The sequence below is a fragment of the Grimontia kaedaensis genome, assembly GCF_023746615.1.
GTDB classification, from domain to species: Bacteria; Pseudomonadota; Gammaproteobacteria; order Enterobacterales; family Vibrionaceae; genus Enterovibrio; species Enterovibrio kaedaensis.
In genome coordinates this window covers 396,432-411,959 of record NZ_CP082275.1, presented here as the reverse complement: position 1 = coordinate 411,959, position 15,528 = coordinate 396,432, and the positions used below count along the sequence as shown (strand labels likewise).

The 15,528-nt window shown below is 49.1% G+C and carries 13 protein-coding genes; 8 read left to right on the top strand and 5 right to left on the bottom strand.

All coding sequences use genetic code 11. The annotated features are described in order from the left end of the window. Positions 1–61: 61 nt before the first annotated feature. On the top strand, positions 62–286 hold the full coding sequence (locus K6Q96_RS02040; RefSeq protein WP_251877416.1) for a hypothetical protein: 225 nt from the start codon (positions 62–64) through the stop codon (positions 284–286). A 169-nt stretch (positions 287–455) separates the two neighbouring features. Here the strand turns inward: K6Q96_RS02040 and lpdA are convergent, their stop codons facing one another. The 5 genes from lpdA to ampD all read right to left on the bottom strand — a co-directional run bounded on the left by lpdA (position 456) and on the right by ampD (position 8,431). Beyond that, positions 456–1,886 (bottom strand): dihydrolipoyl dehydrogenase, encoded by a 1,431-nt coding sequence (lpdA, locus tag K6Q96_RS02035; protein WP_002537408.1) that lies wholly within the window; start codon positions 1,884–1,886, stop codon positions 456–458. 209 nt (positions 1,887–2,095) lie between these two features. Next, positions 2,096–4,027, bottom strand: coding sequence for a pyruvate dehydrogenase complex dihydrolipoyllysine-residue acetyltransferase (gene aceF, locus K6Q96_RS02030; RefSeq protein WP_251877414.1), 1,932 nt, complete (start codon positions 4,025–4,027; stop codon positions 2,096–2,098). 14 nt (positions 4,028–4,041) lie between these two features. Then, positions 4,042–6,708: a pyruvate dehydrogenase (acetyl-transferring), homodimeric type gene (gene aceE / locus K6Q96_RS02025; RefSeq protein WP_251877412.1), complete on the bottom strand. Its 2,667-nt coding sequence runs from the start codon at positions 6,706–6,708 to the stop codon at positions 4,042–4,044. A gap of 96 nt (positions 6,709–6,804) precedes the next feature. Then, a complete protein-coding gene (pdhR, locus tag K6Q96_RS02020; protein WP_251877410.1) occupies positions 6,805–7,578 on the bottom strand; it encodes a pyruvate dehydrogenase complex transcriptional repressor PdhR in 774 nt (257 codons plus the stop codon). 310 nt (positions 7,579–7,888) lie between these two features. Then, on the bottom strand, positions 7,889–8,431 hold the full coding sequence (ampD, locus tag K6Q96_RS02015; RefSeq protein WP_251877408.1) for a 1,6-anhydro-N-acetylmuramyl-L-alanine amidase AmpD: 543 nt from the start codon (positions 8,429–8,431) through the stop codon (positions 7,889–7,891). Positions 8,432–8,636: 205 nt separating this feature from the next. On the opposite strand from ampD, the gene nadC reads away from it, so the two are divergent. The 7 genes from nadC to zapD all read left to right on the top strand — a co-directional run bounded on the left by nadC (position 8,637) and on the right by zapD (position 15,527). Then, a complete protein-coding gene (nadC, locus tag K6Q96_RS02010; protein ID WP_251877406.1) occupies positions 8,637–9,542 on the top strand; it encodes a carboxylating nicotinate-nucleotide diphosphorylase in 906 nt (301 codons plus the stop codon). A gap of 216 nt (positions 9,543–9,758) precedes the next feature. Beyond that, the gene (locus K6Q96_RS02005; protein WP_289623564.1) at positions 9,759–10,196 is read left to right on the top strand and encodes a type IV pilin protein; all 438 of its coding nucleotides are present in this window, start codon (positions 9,759–9,761) and stop codon (positions 10,194–10,196) included. A 17-nt stretch (positions 10,197–10,213) separates the two neighbouring features. Continuing rightward, positions 10,214–11,908 (top strand): type IV-A pilus assembly ATPase PilB, encoded by a 1,695-nt coding sequence (gene pilB, locus K6Q96_RS02000; RefSeq protein WP_251877404.1) that lies wholly within the window; start codon positions 10,214–10,216, stop codon positions 11,906–11,908. A gap of 13 nt (positions 11,909–11,921) precedes the next feature. Then, positions 11,922–13,145 carry a type II secretion system F family protein gene (locus K6Q96_RS01995; RefSeq protein WP_251877402.1) on the top strand — a complete coding sequence of 408 codons (1,224 nt, stop codon included), beginning with the start codon at positions 11,922–11,924 and terminating at the stop codon, positions 13,143–13,145. Between the two features lie 156 nt (positions 13,146–13,301). Further along, positions 13,302–14,171 (top strand): prepilin peptidase, encoded by an 870-nt coding sequence (locus tag K6Q96_RS01990; protein WP_251877400.1) that lies wholly within the window; start codon positions 13,302–13,304, stop codon positions 14,169–14,171. Positions 14,172–14,174: 3 nt separating this feature from the next. Continuing rightward, positions 14,175–14,774 carry a dephospho-CoA kinase gene (gene coaE, locus K6Q96_RS01985; RefSeq protein WP_251877398.1) on the top strand — a complete coding sequence of 200 codons (600 nt, stop codon included), beginning with the start codon at positions 14,175–14,177 and terminating at the stop codon, positions 14,772–14,774. Positions 14,775–14,786: 12 nt separating this feature from the next. Beyond that, the gene (zapD, locus tag K6Q96_RS01980; protein WP_251877396.1) at positions 14,787–15,527 is read left to right on the top strand and encodes a cell division protein ZapD; all 741 of its coding nucleotides are present in this window, start codon (positions 14,787–14,789) and stop codon (positions 15,525–15,527) included. Position 15,528 lies beyond the last annotated feature (1 nt).

Below are 15,528 nucleotides of genomic sequence, written 5' to 3'. Positions count from 1 at the left end.
CGCCGGTAAAAATAGTACTGACAAACGCAAGCGGTATAAATAACTTGGTCTTGAACGAGAGTTGGCTAAACGCAAACATGGGAACCTCAAACTACAAAAACGGTTGATTGATATTGTTGAAAAAGAAAAAGGTAGGGCTGACAAAAAAGCTGTATTGAGCACAACCCTGTCAAAAAGGGGGAGCCAAAAGGCTTACGCTGAATCAGACAAACACACGAGCAATGTCCGCAATATTATGCGTTTTTTCAATTATTCAGAAACATTATCAAACACTTCTTTGACCTAATCGAAATAAAAATACACCGACCTCTTAAAAACTTTAAGACGGATTCAAAAAATCGATATATCAAGTCGTTGCACGTATACAGTGATGCTTACGCCAAGCCCAAATTATTGAGCAAAGAGAATAAAAAAAGCGCCTCCTAAGAGACGCTTTTCAATTCAAGAATCAGAAATTATTTTTTCTTCTTCACCGCTTTCGCGTTTGGTAGATCAGTAATCGTACCTTCAAATACTTCTGCAGCCAGACCAACAGACTCATGCAGAGTCGGGTGAGCGTGGATGGTCAGTGCGATGTCTTCCGCATCACAGCCCATCTCAATAGCCAGACCGATTTCGCCCAGCAGTTCGCCACCGTTGGTACCAACAATCGCACCACCGATAACACGGTGAGTATCTTTGTCGAAGATCATCTTCGTCATACCGTCTGAGCAGTCAGACGCGATTGCACGGCCAGATGCAGCCCATGGGAAAGTAGCCACTTCGTAGTTGATGCCTTGTGCTTTCGCTTCTTTCTCAGTCAGACCAACCCAAGCCACTTCTGGCTCAGTGTACGCAATAGATGGAATCACTTTCGGGTCAAAGTAGTGCTTCTTACCAGCGATAACTTCAGCTGCTACGTGGCCTTCATGAACACCTTTGTGAGCTAGCATTGGCTGACCAACGATATCACCGATTGCATAGATGTGCGGTACGTTGGTACGCATTTGCTTGTCAACGTTGATGAAACCACGCTCATCAACTTCAACGCCTGATTTCTCAGCGTCCAGCAGCTTGCCGTTAGGTACACGGCCGATAGCAACCAGCACTGCATCGTAACGCGTCGGCTCAGCAGGTGCTTTCTTGCCTTCCATCGTTACATAGATGCCGTCTTCCTTCGCTTCAACCGCAGTCACTTTGGTTTCCAGCATCAGGTTGAACTTCTTGCTGATACGCTTGGTGAAAACTTTAACGATGTCTTTATCTGCTGCTGGGATAACTTGGTCAAACATCTCAACCACGTCGATTTGAGAACCCAGCGAGTGATAAACAGTACCCATCTCCAAACCGATGATACCGCCACCCATAACCAGCATTTTCTCTGGAACTTCTTTCAGTTCCAGTGCATCGGTAGAGTCCCAGATACGTGGGTCTTCATGCGGGATAAATGGCAGTTCGATTGGGCGAGAACCCGCAGCGATGATTGCGTTGTCAAAATTAACAGTGGTCGCGCCATCTGCACCTTCAACCACGATGGTGTTAGGACCGGTAAACTTACCGTAGCCATTAACCACATTCACTTTACGCATCTTAGCCATGCCGCCAAGACCGCCAGTCAGTTGGTTAACAACTTTCTCTTTCCATACGCGGATCTTGCTGATGTCTGTAGTTGGTTCACCAAATACAACGCCGTGGTCAGCCATCGCTTTTGCTTCTTCGATAACTTTCGCTACGTGCAGCAGTGCTTTCGATGGGATACAACCCACGTTCAGACACACACCACCCAGCGTGCTGTATTTTTCTACCAGAACGGTGTCCAGACCCAGGTCTGCACAGCGAAACGCCGCTGAATAACCTGCAGGACCCGAACCCAGTACGACGACTTGGGCTTTGATTTCTTTACTCATTCTGACCTCGTTGTAGTCTTATATCCCTGACTAAGAGTTTTATTATCTTGGACCATTTGTTTCACTGCGCGGTACATCTAGCCTCGCATTTGGCCTGACAGTTTACAGCCCTGTTAAAAAGCTGAAAAATAAAAACCTATAGCCTGTGAGCTGTACATCAAATCAGCGTTCGCCATATGCAGACAAACGCTGATCGGGGGAGTATTGCCTTACAGTACCAGACGGCGAATGTCTGACAGACACTCGTTCAGGTAAGTAATGAAACGTGCACCGTCTGCACCGTCGATAACGCGGTGATCATAAGATAGAGACAATGGCAGCTGCAGGCGAGGCGCAAATTCTTTGCCGTTCCATACAGGTTTCATTTCTGACTTAGACACACCCAGGATTGCAACTTCAGGTGCGTTCACGATTGGCGTGAATGCAGTACCACCGATGCCACCCAGGCTGGAAATAGTGAAACAGCCACCTTGCATGTCAGCTGCGGTCAGCTTGCCAGCACGTGCTTTCTTCGATACTTCCATCAGCTCAGAAGACAGCTCATAGATACCTTTCTTGTTCACATCTTTGAAGACTGGGACAACAAGGCCGTTTGGCGTGTCTACTGCGATACCAACGTTAACGAATTTCTTCAAGATCAGACTCTCACCGTCTTCAGACAGCGAAGAGTTGAACGTTGGGAATGCTTCCAGCGCTTTCGCAACAGCTTTCATGATGAACACCAGTGGGGTGATCTTCATGCCAGTGTCTTTCTTCGCTTCGATAGCATTTTGTTCTTTACGGAATGCTTCCAGCTCAGTGATATCAGCATTGTCCCACTGAGTCACATGAGGGATCATTACCCAGTTACGGTGCAGGTTCGCGCCAGAAATCTTCTTGATGCGAGACAGAGGTTGAACCTCAGTTTCACCGAACTTGCTGAAATCAACTTTCGGCCAAGGCAGAAGACCCAATGCTGCGCCATCACCTTTACCAGAAGCAGAAGCCGCCACACCAGATTCCAGACGCTTAAGCGCATCTTTCACATAGTTCTGAACGTCTTCTTTCAGGATACGGCTCTTACGACCAGTACCTTTCACTTTCGCCAGGTTAACGCCAAACTCACGAGCCAGACGACGAACAACTGGAGACGCGTGTGCGTACTCATTGTTTTCCTGGAAGTCACCAGATGCTGCTGGCGCAGAAGCTGCTGCAGGTGCCGCTGCAGGAGCAGATGTCGCTGCCGCCGCTGGTGCAGATGTCGCTGCCGCCGCTGGTGCAGGTGCTGCACCAGCCACTTCAAAGACCATGATCAGCGAGCCAGTAGACACTTTGTCGCCTGCTGCTACTTTGATTTCTTTCAGTACACCTGCGAATGGTGCAGGAACTTCCATAGAAGCCTTGTCCCCTTCAACAGTGATCAGTGACTGCTCTTCTTCGATACTGTCACCGATTGCTACCATGATTTCGGTCACTTCGACTTCGTCACCACCGATATCTGGAACGTGAACTTCTTTCACGCCGCCAGCGACTGGTGCTGCCGCAGGAGCTTCTGCTGCTGGAGCCGCTGCAACTGGTGCTGCTGCGCCTGAACCTGCAGTTTCGCTTCCGCCTACAGAGAAAATCATGATCAGTGAGCCGGTAGACACTTTGTCACCCGCTGCTACTTTGATTTCTTTCAGAACACCAGCGAAAGGAGCTGGTACTTCCATTGATGCTTTGTCGCCTTCAACAGTGATCAGAGATTGCTCTTCTTCAATGCTGTCGCCAACCGCTACCATGATTTCAGTGACTTCTACTTCGTCGCCACCGATATCTGGTACGTGAACTTCTTTCAGTTCAGCCGCTGCTGCTTGAGCAGGTGCCGCTGCTGGAGCGGCTTCTGCTGCAGGAGCAGGTGCAGCTTCAGCTGCACCCTCGGCAGGGGAGCCTGCCTCTTCGAAAGTCATGATCAGAGAGCCGGTAGAAACTTTGTCGCCTTCTGCGATTTTGATTTCTTTAACCACACCGGCCTGTGATGCAGGTACTTCCATCGACGCTTTGTCACCTTCAACGGTGATCAGCGACTGATCTTCTTCAACTTTGTCACCAACGCTAACGAGGATCTCAGTAACTTCAACCTCATCGGCACCGATGTCTGGTACGTTAATTTCGATTGCCATTTGATATATGCCTCTTACGCGTACAGTGGGTTCACTTTCTGAGTGTCGATACCGAACTTCTCAATGGCTTCAACAACCACTGATTTCTCGATATCGCCACGCTTCGCCAGTTCAGTCAGCGCAGCAACGACTACGTAGCCAGCGTTAACTTCGAAGTGACGACGCAGGTTCTCACGGCTGTCTGAACGACCGAAGCCATCAGTACCCAGCACGCGGTAAGACTCAGCAGGAATGAACGCACGAACTTGGTCCGCGTAGTTCTTCATGTAGTCAGTCGCAACGATAGCAGGCTCAGTACCCATCACTTGTGCAATGTATGGGACTTGCGCGTCTGCCATTGGGTTCAGCATGTTCTGACGATCACACGCCTGGCCATCACGTGCCAGTTCGTTGAAAGACGTCACGCTGAATACATCAGATGCGATGTCGTAATCCTTGCTCAGGATGTCAGCCGCTGCACGTACTTCGTTCAGGATGGTGCCAGAGCCCATCAGCTGAACTTTCGCTTTGTCACCCGCGTAGGCTTCCAGCTTGTAGATACCCTTACGGATACCTTCTGCAGCGCCTTCTGGCATTGCTGGCTGCGCGTAGTTTTCGTTCATCAGCGTCAGATAGTAGAACACGTTCTCTTGCTCTGGACCGTACATGCGACGGATACCGTCTTGCATGATCACTGCAACTTCGTAAGCGAAAGTTGGGTCGTAAGAGATACAGTTAGGAACAGTACCCGCCATGACGTGTGAGTGACCATCTTCATGCTGAAGACCTTCACCGTTCAGCGTTGTACGACCTGCAGTTGCACCCAGCAGGAAGCCGCGTGATTGTTGGTCGCCAGCCATCCACGCCATGTCGCCAACGCGTTGGAAGCCGAACATCGAGTAGTAGATGTAGAACGGGATCATTGGCAGATCGTTGGTGCTGTATGACGTTGCCGCAGCAACCCATGAAGACATGGCACCCAGTTCGTTGATACCTTCTTGCAGTACCTGACCTGAAGTCGCTTCTTTGTAGTAAGAAACGATGTCGCGGTCTTGTGGGGTGTAGTTCTGACCGTGCGGGTTGTAGATACCGATTTGACGGAACAGACCTTCCATGCCAAAGGTACGCGCTTCGTCAGCAATGATTGGAACGATGTTCTTACCCACGCCTTTGTCTTTCAGCAGTACGTTCAGTGCACGTACGAAAGCCATAGTGGTAGAAATGTCACGCTTTTGCTCTTCCAGCAGAGGTTGGAACGCGTCCAGCTGTGGCAGAGTTAGTTCTTCAGTGAAGTTAGGCAAACGCTGAGGCGTATAGCCTTTCAGCGCTTGGCGACGAGCGTGCAGGTACTGGTGCTCTGCTGAACCTTCTTCCAGTTTCAGGTAAGGCAGTGCAGCAACCTCTTCATCAGACAGCAGGTCTTGCAGACCCAGACGGTCACGCAGGTGCAGAACATGGGTCATATCCATCTTCTTAACCTGGTGCGCAATGTTCTTACCTTCAGCCGCTTCACCCATGCCGTAACCTTTAACGGTCTTAGCCAGGATCACTGTTGGACGGTCTGAAGTTTCTTGTGCGCTCTTAAATGCAGCGTACAGCTTCGACGGCTCGTGACCACCACGCTTCAGCGCGAAGATCTCTTCATCAGTCATGTCAGCAACCAGTGCTGCAGTCTCTGGGTATTTGCCGAAGAAGTGTTTACGAACGTAAGCACCGTCTTTTGCTTTGAACGTCTGGTAGTCACCGTCAACGGTTTCATTCATCAGTTGAAGCAGTTTACCGGTGGTGTCTTTCGCCAGCAGTTTGTCCCAACCGCTACCCCAAACGACCTTAACTACGTTCCAGCCAGCACCTTTGAACAGACCTTCCAGTTCTTGGATGATCTTGCCGTTACCCATTACTGGGCCGTCAAGACGCTGCAGGTTACAGTTGATCAGGAAGCACAGGTTATCCAGCTTCTCACGAGCTGCGAAAGAAATCGCGCCGCGTGATTCTGGCTCATCCATCTCACCGTCACCCAGGAATGCGTATACGCGCTGGTTGGTAGTGTCTTTCAGACCACGACCGTTCAGGTACTTCAGGAAACGTGCTTGATAGATAGCAGAGATTGGACCCAGACCCATTGATACGGTCGGGAACTGCCAGAACTCAGGCATCAGTTTAGGGTGTGGGTAAGAAGAGATACCTTTACCATCTACTTCCTGACGGAAATTATCCAGTTGCTCTTCAGTCAGACGACCTTCAACGAATGCACGCGAGTAGATACCCGGTGAAATATGACCTTGGTAGTAAACCAGATCGCCACCGTCCACCTCGTTAGGTGCGCGGAAGAAATGGTTGAAACAGGTCTCGTAGAATGCAGCTGAAGATTGGAAAGACGCCATGTGGCCGCCAAGTTCCAGATCTTTCTTCGATGCGCGCAACACGATCATGATCGCGTTCCAACGAATGATAGAACGAATACGACGTTCCAGGTTTACATCACCCGGGTATGCAGGTTCTTTGTCTGCAGGGATGGTATTCACATAGTTGGTGGTGATGCCAGTTGGCATATCAACACCGTCAAGGCGCGCCTTTTCCATAACTTGCTCAAGCAGGAACTGGGCACGTTCTACACCTTCTTCACGAACGACTGATTCAAGAGCTGCTAGCCACTCTTGGGTCTCTAGTGCGTCCACGTCATTTTTCATGACTTCAGACATGGCGATCTATCCTTTCGTTGATTGACTCGTACAAAACTAATGTTGTCGCAGCTGAAAAAACGGTTCCTGACAACTCCTCAAAGCTGTCGGGATCCGCTATTCCAACTCGTCCTTGCGTTGCTGTATCCGGCGAAGGGAGCGTTCACGTCTGCTCTCCTCACGGCCCAGATCCAGCAGGGTTTCCTCGATAAAGGCCAAATGTGCATGCGATGCCTGGCGGGCTTTTTCCGGCTCACCGGCGGTAATCGCCTGAACAATGTTGGCTCTGTGCTTGGTTACCTTCGCGACGACATCTTCACGTCGGTTCAGTAACTCAAAGTTCTGTAAAATGTTTTGCTCCAGCAAAGGCGCCAAGCTGCGCATAATATGCAGCAGAACCACGTTATGTGACGCCTCGGTAACGGCAATCAGGTATTTCATAACGGCGGCAGCTTCTGCTTTCAAGTCACCAAGCTGCTGGGCTTCGCGAATGCTATCGTGACAGTCACACACTCGCTGTAAATCTTCATCGGTTCCACGTAACGCTGCGAAATAGGAGGAGATTCCTTCCAGCGCATGACGGGATTCCAGCAAATCAAGCTGGCTTTCAGGGTGGTCAGCCAAAAGCCCAATCAAAGGCTCAGAGAAACGCTGCCACAAGCGCTCACTCACAAAGGTGCCACCACCTTGCTTTCTATTAAGGAGTTTCTTGGCTTCTAATCGCTGAATGGCTTCTCGGACGGAGGGGCGGGAAACATCGAATTGTTTCGCTAACTCGCGCTCTGGTGGCAGCTTTTGCCCAGGCGAAAGGGTTCCTTCCAGAATCAGACTTTCAAGCTCTTTCTCTATAACGTCAGACAGTTTGGGTTGACGAATCCGTTGTATAGCCATTGTTTTATTATTTATCTGGCGCCGGAATTCCTGCGCGTCTTATCCCATTTTCTAGTCTTGTAAATTGGTAAGACCAATTATCAAACCGATAAAAAGTTACCAGAATGTGGCTTTAGTGTCCACCGTATACTTGATTTAAGTCATAGAGGTTACAATTAAATGTCGCGCATTTATTAATCAACGAAGAGATAATGGTCAGACCAATTATTTTGGCCACGGTTGGAATTCTGTGTAGTCAGTCTCAAAGTCGTTTCAGGTGGTGTAGCAAACCGTCAACACACCTTTACGCACATCCCCTCTGTTTTTTGGCCTAGAGGAGTGCTTTAAACTTCTCCCAGTGGAATGACTGGCCGGGGTCAGTTTTTCTTCCTGGTGCAATGTTCTCATGGCCTGTAATACGCTCATAAGTAATAGCAGGATAGTGCTTCATGATAGCGCGAGATACATCTGCCAATGAAACGTACTGTGCCTCTGTATATGGCAAGTCGTCTGCTCCTTCAAGCTCAATACCTATCGAGAAATCATTGCACTGTTCACGACCTTCGAATGAAGACACACCAGCATGCCATGCGCGTTGATTGAAAGGCACAAACTGCACCACACTGCCATCGCGTTTAATCAGGCAATGGGCAGAAACCTGAACATCTCGAATTTCATCAAAGAAGGGATGTGCTGTAGAGGTGAGTTTTCCCTGAAAGAAATCTTCGATATAGCTGCCACCAAACTCACCCGGCGGCAAGCTGATGTTATGCACCACCAGCAGCGAAATATCTTCTTCAACCGGGCGCTCGTTAAAGTGAGGCGAAGGGACATAAGGGGCACTATCCAACAAATGATCGGTGATGGTTAACATTTAAAACTCGCCAAAAAACAGCAAACAAGAAATAGGTCTTTGACTATTTTAACCCGCCATTTGCCAAAACAGGCACAACTTTCTAACGATTCGACATACAGAGAACTCACCTCTTACCTCGCAAAATTCCCAAGCCGACGGTAAACTTGCAGCCATCGCTCAGGGCAAACCTGATTTAAACCGAATTCACTGTGATGGAACCACCATGTCCGATCTTTCAAACACTCTACGCGTTCACGATAGCCAAAGCCGTATCGCCTACCTGAAAGCACACCTTGAAGAAGATGTGGTTCGCTGCGTTACTGATACATTAAAAGAAGACTTGGGCGGTGAGATTAATGCGGACAGCGACATCACAGCCAGCTTGATTACTGCAGACACTCAAGGCAAAGCAACCATCATCACCCGTGAAGCCGGTGTGTTTTGCGGCCGTACATTTGCTGATGAGGTCTTCCGCCAACTGGGTAACACAGTAACCATAAACTGGAAAGTGGAGGACGGTGATAAGGTCCAGCCGAATCAGGTGCTTTGCGAATTAGAAGGCCCAGCCCGCACCCTGCTGACAGGCGAACGCAATGCGATGAACTTTATCCAGACACTCTCTGGCTGCGCCACAGAAACTGCCCGCTATGTTGAGAAAATTGCTGGCACCCAAACCCGCCTGCTGGATACGCGCAAAACCATCCCTGGGCTTCGTAATGCGCTGAAATATGCTGTTTCCTGCGGCGGCGGTTTTAATCACCGCATTGGCGTTTATGATGCCTACCTGATTAAAGAAAACCATATCATTGCCTGCGGCGGTATTCAGGGTGCGGTAGAGACAGCTAAGAAGTTAAATCCTGGCAAACCGGTTGAAGTGGAAACGGAATCTCTGGATGAACTGAAACAAGCCATTGATGCGGGCGCAGACATTGTGATGCTGGATAACTTCACCACTGACATGATGCGAGAAGCCGTTGCGATCAACAAAGGGAAAGTCGCCCTGGAGGTTTCCGGCAACGTTACCCTTGATACCATCCGCGAGTTTGCAGAAACCGGCGTGGATTACATTTCAGTCGGTGCACTGACCAAACACATTCGCGCCATGGATTTGTCGATGCGCCTTAAGTAACTTATTAATACCAAAACATTAATTGATAAAAGCAGGCATAACGCCTGCTTTTTTATTTCGCTCTTCACATTAAAGCAATTGATTAACAAGCCAATTACAGAGAAGGCAATCCACCACTCGAAACCCAAATTTTATCTTCTGTTTTACCCTCTTTATCCGCCGTATCTTGGAACTACTTTAAGCGCACAGTTGCGTAACTATATAAACCGGAGAGTAATGGATATGAAAAAGCAAAAGGGTTTTAGCTTAATTGAATTAATGATTGTTGTAGCGGTGATCGGTGCTTTAACAGCATTTGCAATCCCAGCTTATCAAGACTACGTGCAACGCTCAGAGGCAATGACAGGTCTAGCAACATTAAAATCACTACAATCCCCAGCTCAACTTGAAGAACAAGAGACTGGCGCTTTCCCTACAGATTTAGCAGAAATTGGCGCTTCAGCAACAATGAATGCTCTGGGTACTGTTGCACTTATCGAAGCCGCAGGCACTGGTGATGAAGCTACCAGCGCAGGTATTAGTTTTACTTTTGACGCAACAAACTCCTCTCTTGGTGGCCTAGTTTTTACTACAAGACTTGAGACCACTGGATGGGACTGCACCCCATCTGGAACGATTCCTGCTGGTCTAGATTTGGAAGGTTGTAGACAATAAGCATCTCAGTTTCGAGCATGATAACTAGCCTTGCTGTAGCCCTGCGCCGAGCTGAATACATTTCCTCGGCGCGAGAGCAAGAAGTCACAGCAAAAATCAAAGCCGAAGGTGTGAGCACACCTTCGGCTTTGCTCGCTTTAAAAATCCTATCCAGTGAAGAACTGGCCAAAGCCGCCTCTGAGATTTTTGGCGAACCCGTTCAAGATATTAAGCAATTTCCTTGGGAAGCGACCAACGCAACACTGAATCAGAAAGATTTGGTGCTTTCTTCCCAATGTATCCCTTTAGACATTCGCAATCAGCAACTGCTGTTAGGGGTTAGCGACCCCACCCGTATTGATATTCAGGACGATTTCCAGTTCGCGACGGGCTATTCCGTCAATCCCGTACTGTTGGAACATGCCCAGATTGAAGGGGCGATTCGACGACTTTATGGTAAGAATGTCACGGAGAGAATTCGAACCAACAGTGTGACAGACTCTGAGTTAGAGGCGCTGAGTAACAGCATCGACGACATTGCTGAAAATGAAGACCTATTTTCCGACGATGCCCCTGTCAGCCGCTATATCCAACAAGTCTTGATGGATGCAGTCCGTAAACAAGCGTCCGATATCCACTTCGAACCTTTTGAGCAAAGCTACCAAATACGCTTCCGTTTAGACGGTATTTTGCAAACTCATAGCACGCCACCTGCGGGGATTTCTCGCCGTCTTTCGACCCGATTAAAAATCATCGCCAAGCTGAATATTGCTGAGCGTCGTCTTCCACAAGATGGGCGGATTAAGCTGAATCTTTCCGAAGATAAGTCCATCGATATGCGGGTTTCTACCTTACCAACGCTTTGGGGTGAAAAGGTGGTGCTGCGGATTTTGGATGGCGGCAGTGTTGCGCTGAATATTGATTCTCTCGGTTATAACACGCAACAAAAACAAAATTACCTGAATGCGCTCAATCGCCCACAAGGGATGATCTTGATGACAGGCCCAACAGGGAGCGGAAAAACTGTCTCTTTGTATACCGGCTTGAAGTATCTCAATACAGCAGACCGAAATATCTCCACCGCCGAAGACCCGGTTGAAATCAATCTTCCCGGCATTAATCAGGTCAACATCAACAACGATATCGGGTTGGATTTTGCCAAAGCATTACGCGCTTTTCTCCGTCAGGATCCAGATGTGGTGATGGTCGGCGAAATCCGTGATTTAGAAACCGCAGAAATCGGTATCAAGGCGGCACAAACTGGTCACTTGGTCTTGTCAACTTTGCACACTAATTCAGCGGCGGAAAGTGTCACCCGTCTAGCAAACATGGGCGTTGCCGCCTACAACCTTGCCGCTTCACTTACCCTGATCATCGCCCAGCGCTTGGGCCGTCGCCTTTGCCCACATTGTAAAGTGCCACATGATGTTGATGACCATCATCTGACGGCCTTGACCCAACACTATCCTTCGCTCAAACCAGAGCTGGTTTATCAAGCCTCACAGGAAGGCTGTGACCACTGCAACCATGGTTACCTGGGTCGTGTTGGTATTTATGAAGTGATGCCAGTTAGCAGAGATTTGGCAGAAGCCATTGGTAATGGCGCGTCAGCTTCCCGCATTGAAACCCTTGCCATGGGCAATGGCATGTTAACGCTGCAGTTGTCCGGCATTGAAAAACTTAATGAAGGCATCACCAGCCTTGCAGAACTGCAACGCGTGATCAGTCTGTAAAAAAGGAAATATCATGGCCACCAGTCCTAATAAACTTTTCTCTTATCAGTGGCGTGGCGTCACCGCTAAAGGTGCTAAAGTAAAAGGCCAGACGCTGGCATTCTCAGAGCAGGAAGCCAGACAAGCTCTTCAAGAGCAGCGCATCCGCTTAGAGAAAATTAAAAAACGCTCTCCGTCATCCTGGGTTCGACGCAGAAACTCAGCGACCGCCAAAGATATCACCCTCATCTCCCGCCAGATGGCAACCATGCTGGAAGCGGGCGTGCCGCTTGGAGAAACGCTGAGACTGCTAAAAGCCAGCGCGAAGAAAGCAGAAATGAAGCTGATCATCGGCCAGATTTACAGCCACATTGAGGCGGGCTCCTCACTGGCGCAATCGATGAAAGCGAGCTCACCTCTTTTTGATCAGTTTTACTGTGATTTGGTTGCCACCGGCGAACAAACCGGTCGATTAGAGCAAATCTTTGAGCGTATTTGTGTCTATCGTGAAAAGAGCGAGGAAACGAGGGCGAAAGTGGTTAAGGCGATGATCTATCCTTCGATAGTCTGCGTTATCGCCATAGCCGTGACCATCGGCATGCTGATCTTCGTGATCCCAACCTTCAAAGATGTCTTTTCTTCATTCGGGGCGGAGCTACCTTGGTTCACACAAAAAATTTTGAATATATCTGACACGATTCGGGACTACGGGTTTTATATGCTGCTTGCGCTCATCTTCATTGTTGCCGCCTTCAGAGGCTGCGTGAATAAAAGCTACAGCTTCCGTCTAAAAGTCAGTAAGTTATCACTACATATTCCTGTAATTGGGGATGTGCTAACAAAAGCCACCATTTCTCGATTTACCCGAACACTTGCGACAACCTTTAGTGCTGGTATTCCATTACTCAATGGGTTATCTGCCGCAGGGAAAACAGCTAATAACAGCCACTTTAAAATGGTTATTGAGGAAGTGCATAAGCAAACGTCTGGTGGCCACCCTCTTCACCGTTCCATCAAGGAAACCGGAGAATTTCCTGACATGATGACCCAGATGGTAATGATTGGAGAAGAATCAGGTGCGCTGGATGACATGCTGAATAAAGTGGCTGGCATCTATGAGGCTGACGTGGATAACACGGTAGATAATATTGGTAAGATTCTTGAGCCGATGATCATTGTCACTTTGGGTATTCTCATCGGCTCATTGGTGGTGGCGATGTACCTACCGATGTTCAATCTAATGAGTGTGATGGGCTAGGCTCCCGACCCTTCATTGTTTTGTGCCGCTAACTGCTTCATTTCACATGGAGCGAAGCGGCACAAGTCGTTATCATACCCAGGGTCTGTTGACCTTTGGTGATGGTCAACTACCAAAGGTCAACAGACCCTACCACCGTTTACACAGGATTGATTGATGGACTGGCTTTTTGACTCCCCGGGTCTGTATGTATTTCTCGCCTCGCTGTTTGGCCTGATCGTGGGCAGTTTTCTCAATGTGGTGATTTACCGCTTTCCAAAAATGATGGAAAGTCAGTGGCGGCAGGAGTGCCATGAGTGCTTTCCTGATGACATGCCTGCTCCAAAGGAAAGCGACATCTTCAACCTGAGCTTGCCACGATCTCATTGCCCTTCTTGCCAAGCCCCGGTTCGTGCCATTGACAATATTCCTGTGTTGAGTTGGCTGATCCTTGGCGGTAAATGCCGCTCGTGCAAAACTAAAATCAGCGTTCGCTATCCTCTTATCGAAATCCTGACAGCAGTCCTCTCAGGCTTTGTGGCGTTCACCTTGACTGGCTATTGGTCACTGGCTGTTATTGGTGCCACTTTTGTACTGGTCGCTCTTTGCTTTATCGACCTCGACACCATGCTGCTGCCGGATCAAATGACAATTCCTCTGATGTGGGCAGGTATTTTGCTCGCACTTGTGGGTGTTTCTCCGGTGCCGCTGCAAGATGCGGTTATCGGTGCAATGGCAGGCTATCTCTCCCTTTGGACGGTATTCCAACTGTTTAAGATCCTGACAGGCAAGGAAGGCATGGGATATGGTGACTTTAAGCTCTTAGCGGCTCTTGGCGCTTGGCTTGGCTGGCAAACACTGCCGATGGTGGTGCTAATGGCCTCGTTTGTCGGTGCGATTGGCGGCATTATTATGATGCGTGTCAAAGGCACCGGAAAAGAAACACCTTTCTCATTTGGCCCGTATCTCGCGATTGCAGGGTGGATCAGTTTGCTTTGGGGCAATAAGATCATCGATTGGTACTTAACTTCTTATTTGGGTTACTGATTCATGGCATACGTGGTAGGCGTCACTGGCGGCATTGGTAGTGGAAAAACCACTGTTGCCAATCTTTTCGCGGAAAAAGGCATTGAAGTGATTGATGCCGATGTGATTGCCAGACAAGTGGTCGAGCCTGGTTCTGAAGGCTTGAAAGCCATTTCAGAGAAGTTTGGCGCTTCGATGCTCAATGACGACGGCACCCTGAACCGCAGCGCACTGCGCGGGCATGTTTTCTCTCATCCAGAAGACAAGGAATGGCTCAATGGTCTGTTGCATCCCAAAATCAGACAAGAGATGATTACCCAAACCGCTCAGGCCAAATCGCCTTATTGCCTGCTGGTTATTCCCCTTCTGGTGGAAAACGGTCTTCAATCGCTTTGCCAGCGTGTGCTGGTTGTCGATGTTAGCGAAGCCACGCAGGTGACCCGGACCACCCAACGGGACCAAGTGCCAGAAGAGCAGGTCAAAAATATTCTCGCCGCGCAGGCTACTCGTCAAAAGCGACTCGAAGCCGCTGACGATATCATCTTTAATGAAAATGACAGCAAGCCGTTGTCAGAACAGATTGAAACACTGCACCACCAGTATCTCGCTCTGGCGGCGCAATAAACGGGAAGCAAGATGAGCAGTGACACCCTTTACGAGCATCCCCTTACCGAGCAGGTTCGCGTATACCTGCGTCTTGAGTACCTTCTCGATCAAATCAACCAATCTTCCACACTGACTGATGACGGTCAGTGGCGCGTTTTTTTCCGCAGCTTGTTCGATTTGGTTGAGATTTTGGAACAGGTTCAGGTGAAGGGCGACCTTGCCAAGGATTTAGAAAAACAGCGCGCCAAGCTCGAAACCTGGCTCGATGTGCCAAATGTCGATACTGAACAGTTAAAAGCGCTATTGCTTGAAAGCCGCCAGCTCCAACAAGCATTGCTGCAGGGTTCGCGCCTTGGCCAGAAGCTTCGTGAAGATAAGTTTCTGTCATCTATTCGTCAGCGCTTTTCGATACCAGGTGGTACCTGCAGTTTTGATTTGCCGTCTCTGCACCACTGGCTGAATCTGCCGTTGGCACACAAACAGTCTAACGCTGAGCAATGGAAGCAGACTCTGGCTCCGCTCGAGGACGCGCTAAGCTTCTGGTTGCGTCTGACCCGCGGTAGCGCTGGCCTTCAGCCTTGCACAGTGGTGAATGGGTTTTGTCAGCAGGACGTGGAAGGTGCAAGCTTGCTGCGCATTCAGCTCTCTACCGAATACAATGCCTTCCCGCTGGTATCCGGTCACAAGTCGCGTTTTGCCATCCGTTTTATGCCATTTGATGAGAGTCAGCCTGTCCCAGACATGATGGCTTTATCTCTGGCAGTTTGTTAAT

Bases quoted from the DNA above. Each gene is read 5' to 3' on its own strand.
- lpdA (WP_002537408.1), bottom strand. From the start codon at position 1,886: ATGAGTAAAGAAATCAAAGCCCAAGTCGTCGTACTGGGTTCGGGTCCT.
- aceF (WP_251877414.1), bottom strand. From the start codon at position 4,027: ATGGCAATCGAAATTAACGTACCAGACATCGGTGCCGATGAGGTTGAA.
- aceE (WP_251877412.1), bottom strand. From the start codon at position 6,708: ATGTCTGAAGTCATGAAAAATGACGTGGACGCACTAGAGACCCAAGAG.
- pdhR (WP_251877410.1), bottom strand. From the start codon at position 7,578: ATGGCTATACAACGGATTCGTCAACCCAAACTGTCTGACGTTATAGAG.
- ampD (WP_251877408.1), bottom strand. From the start codon at position 8,431: ATGTTAACCATCACCGATCATTTGTTGGATAGTGCCCCTTATGTCCCT.
- nadC (WP_251877406.1), top strand. From the start codon at position 8,637: ATGTCCGATCTTTCAAACACTCTACGCGTTCACGATAGCCAAAGCCGT.
- K6Q96_RS02005 (WP_289623564.1), top strand. From the start codon at position 9,759: ATGGATATGAAAAAGCAAAAGGGTTTTAGCTTAATTGAATTAATGATT.
- pilB (WP_251877404.1), top strand. From the start codon at position 10,214: ATGATAACTAGCCTTGCTGTAGCCCTGCGCCGAGCTGAATACATTTCC.
- K6Q96_RS01995 (WP_251877402.1), top strand. From the start codon at position 11,922: ATGGCCACCAGTCCTAATAAACTTTTCTCTTATCAGTGGCGTGGCGTC.
- K6Q96_RS01990 (WP_251877400.1), top strand. From the start codon at position 13,302: ATGGACTGGCTTTTTGACTCCCCGGGTCTGTATGTATTTCTCGCCTCG.
- coaE (WP_251877398.1), top strand. From the start codon at position 14,175: ATGGCATACGTGGTAGGCGTCACTGGCGGCATTGGTAGTGGAAAAACC.
- zapD (WP_251877396.1), top strand. From the start codon at position 14,787: ATGAGCAGTGACACCCTTTACGAGCATCCCCTTACCGAGCAGGTTCGC.